The organism is Brevundimonas sp. CURTG3B2_SDJG (assembly GCF_057364705.1).
In genome coordinates this window covers 1-2985 of sequence record NZ_JBNFOJ010000326.1, presented here as the reverse complement: position 1 = coordinate 2985, position 2985 = coordinate 1, and the positions used below count along the sequence as shown (strand labels likewise).

The window sequence follows — 2985 nt, the reverse complement described above, 5'->3', positions numbered from 1 at the left end:
GCGCGAGCGCCGGAGCGGCAGGCCACTGCCCCGTCCACCGCGCTGCGCGCGGTCCCCCTCCCCCTCTCGCTTCGCTCCGGGGGAGGATCATGCCGTCGCCGCCACCGTCTTGGGCGGCGCCCCGCCCAGCACGCCCTTCAGGTCGTGGATGCTGGCCATGTGGGTCAGGTCGATGTGCAGCGGCGTGACCGAGATCCGGCCCTCGTCCATGGCGCGCAGGTCGGTGCCCGGCGCGTGGTCCTGTTTCGCGCCGCGGAAGCTCATCCAGTAGTAGTCGCGGCCCCTAAGGTCGGTGCGCTTGACCGCGTGCATCTCGCCGATGTCGCGGAAGCCCTGGCGCGTCACCTCCACCTCGGTCACCTGTTCCGGCGGCCGGGCGGGGAAGTTCAGGTTCATCACCACCCCGTCGGCCCACGGCCGTTCCAGCAGGCGCGAGATGATCGCCGGCGCATAGGTCTCGGCCGTCTCCCAGTGCGCGGTCACCGCGTCGTGGAACCGCTCCAGGCTCTGCGACAGGGCGATAGAGCGGATGCCGAACGCCATCCCCTGCAGCGCGCCGGCCACGGTGCCCGAATAAGAGCAGTCCTCGCCGACGTTGTGCCCCCGGTTGACGCCCGACAGCACCAGGTCCGGCTTCTCGGGCATCAGGTCGTTGACCGCCAGCACCACGCAGTCGGTCGGCGTGCCCGTCACCGAGAAGCGCTTTTCGCCTAGCCGGTTGACCCGCAGCGGCTCGGTCAGGGTGATCCCCCGCCCCTTGCCCGACTGCTCGACCGCGGGCGCGCAGACCCAGACGTCGTCCGAGAAGGTCCGCGCGATCCGCTCCAGGCAGTCCAGGCCCTCGGCCTCGATCCCGTCGTCGTTGGTCAGAAGTATGCGCATCTCGCCTGCGCTCTTGCAGCGCGTCGGCGCGTCGCGCAACGCGTAATCGTCAGTTGGCGGGCCGGATGTCGTCGGCCTTGATCACGAACCCGCCCGCGCAGTCGTTGCGGATGCTCGAGCGGCCCTGCTCGATCCGGCCGTTCACGGCCTCGGTCCACGGCGCCGTCCGGCCGGTGATCCGCACCTTCTGGTTCACCAGATCGCGCGCCTGGCGCATTTCGCCGTCGTCCGCCGCGCCCGAGACGCAGGTCGCCGCCAGCGGCCGGCGCACGTCGCCTCGGCCGCGTACAGCTGAAACTCGCCGTTCGACAGCCGCAGCCAGCCGACGAATTCGGTCTGGTCCGCCGTCGGGGCCGGCACGCGGTTCTGCGCCTGAACCGCCGTCGCGCCCGCCAGGGCGGCCAGCGCCAGAAGGGTCAGGGTCGTCTTGCGCATCTCACACTCCGACATGGGTCAGGCCGCCCATATAGGGCTGCAACGCGGCCGGAACGGCGATCCGTCCCGCCTCGTCCTGATAGTTCTCCATGATCGCGACAAGAGTGCGACCGACCGCCAGGCCCGAGCCGTTCAGCGTATGGACGAACTCGGTCTTCTTCTCCCCGTCGCGCTTGAACCGCGCCTCCATCCGCCGGGCCTGGAAATCCCCGCAGTTCGAGCAGGAGCTGATCTCGCGATAGGTCCCCTGCGACGGCAGCCAGACCTCCAGATCGTAGGTCTTCCTGGCCGAAAAGCCCATGTCGCCCTTGCACAGCAGCACCTTGCGATAGGGCAGCTCCAGCTTCTGGAGCACGGCCTCCGCGCAACCCACCATCCGCTCGTGCTCTGCCTCGGAGTCCTCGGGCCGGGTGATCGAGACCAGCTCGACCTTGTGGAATTGGTGCTGCCGGATCAGCCCGCGCGTGTCCCGGCCCGCCGAGCCCGCCTCGGCGCGGAAGCACGGCGTCAGCGCGGTCAGGCGCATGGGTTCTGCGAGGTCGGCCTCGGGCAGGATCTGCTCGCGGACGAGGTTGGTCAGGGAGACTTCGGCGGTGGGGATGAGACCAAATCGCTTGGGCAACGAGGGAGCCTCTTCACGCCCTGTCACTTCATTGAAATCAAGCAACCCAAACACATTGGCCGCATTCTTCGCGGCCTTTGCGAGCCATGTTCGAACCTGTTCGCCAGAGTACGTCCCTTCGCCAGGGTCCACAGTGCCTTTGGCGGACCATTCAATAAACTCAGCAGTTCTTTCTACCCAATCCCGAGTCCGAGGGTCCGTGAAGAACAGATCATCCTCGAACTTCGGCAGCTGCCCCGTCCCGAACATCGCCTCGTCGCGCACCAGGTACGGCGGATTGACCTCCAGATAGCCGTGCTCGGCCGTCTGCATGTCCAGCATGAACTGGCCGACGGCCCGCTCCAGCCGCGCCAGCCCGCCCTTCAGCACCGCGAACCGCGCGCCCGACATCTTCGCCGCCGCCTCGAAGTCCAGCAGGCCCAGGGCCTCGCCCAGGTCGGCATGGTCCTTGGCCGGGCCGCCCTCGCGCGGCGTTCCCCAGCGGCTGATCTCGACGTTGCCGGCCTCGTCGTCTCCATCGGGCACGTCGTCCGCCGCGATGTTCTTCTGCGCCGCCAGTAGGCCGCGCAGTTCCGCGCCCACCTCGGCCTCGACCTTTTCGGACGCCGCGATGTCGCCCTTCAGCGCCTCGACCTCGGCCTTCAGCCGGTCGGCCTCGGCCATGTCCTTCTTGGCCATCGCCGCGCCGATCAGCTTGGAGGCGGCGTTGCGCTTGGCCAGGGCGTCCTGGCCGGTGGTCTGGGCGGTGCGCAACTCCTTGTCGAGCCGCAGCAGGTCGGCGACCAACCCGTCGGCCTGATCGACCCCACGCGACGACCACCCGGCCACGAAGGCGGCGGGATTGTCTCGGATGGCGCGGATGTCGTGCATGGTCGGTCTCGGTTCGGGGAGCGACTGCTCTAGCCCCGGCGAGGGATTCCGCCAAGCGGGTGCACGTTCACCTCCCCATGCCCGTCAAGGCGATGGGGAGGACAGACGGCGAAGCCGTCAGGAGGGGGGACGGCGCGGCCGGGCGGCCCATCTGAGCGCCGATCCCATCCGCGGCG

The 2985-nt window shown here is 69.0% G+C and carries 4 protein-coding genes; all 4 read right to left on the bottom strand.

Annotation, left to right across the window (positions count from 1 at the left end; translation table 11 throughout):
• Positions 1–87: 87 nt before the first annotated feature.
• From surE to serS, 4 genes are read right to left on the bottom strand one after another with little or no spacing between them, the layout of a single operon-like run.
• Positions 88–882: a 5'/3'-nucleotidase SurE gene (gene surE, locus AC2W7C_RS16000; protein WP_486002288.1), complete on the bottom strand. Its 795-nt coding sequence runs from the start codon at positions 880–882 to the stop codon at positions 88–90.
• A gap of 49 nt (positions 883–931) precedes the next feature.
• The gene (locus AC2W7C_RS15995) at positions 932–1078 is read right to left on the bottom strand and encodes a hypothetical protein (protein ID WP_486002287.1); all 147 of its coding nucleotides are present in this window, start codon (positions 1076–1078) and stop codon (positions 932–934) included.
• Positions 1075–1317, bottom strand: a complete 243-nt coding sequence (locus AC2W7C_RS15990) for a hypothetical protein (protein ID WP_486002286.1) — start codon at positions 1315–1317, stop codon at positions 1075–1077. Before AC2W7C_RS15990 ends, AC2W7C_RS15995 begins: the two co-directional genes overlap by 4 nt.
• Position 1318: 1 nt before the next feature.
• Positions 1319–2809, bottom strand: coding sequence for a serine--tRNA ligase (serS, locus tag AC2W7C_RS15985; RefSeq protein WP_486002285.1), 1491 nt, complete (start codon positions 2807–2809; stop codon positions 1319–1321).
• Positions 2810–2985 lie beyond the last annotated feature (176 nt).

Bases quoted from the DNA above. Each gene is read 5' to 3' on its own strand.
- AC2W7C_RS15990 (WP_486002286.1), bottom strand. From the start codon at position 1,317: ATGCGCAAGACGACCCTGACCCTTCTGGCGCTGGCCGCCCTGGCGGGC.
- surE (WP_486002288.1), bottom strand. From the start codon at position 882: ATGCGCATACTTCTGACCAACGACGACGGGATCGAGGCCGAGGGCCTG.
- serS (WP_486002285.1), bottom strand. From the start codon at position 2,809: ATGCACGACATCCGCGCCATCCGAGACAATCCCGCCGCCTTCGTGGCC.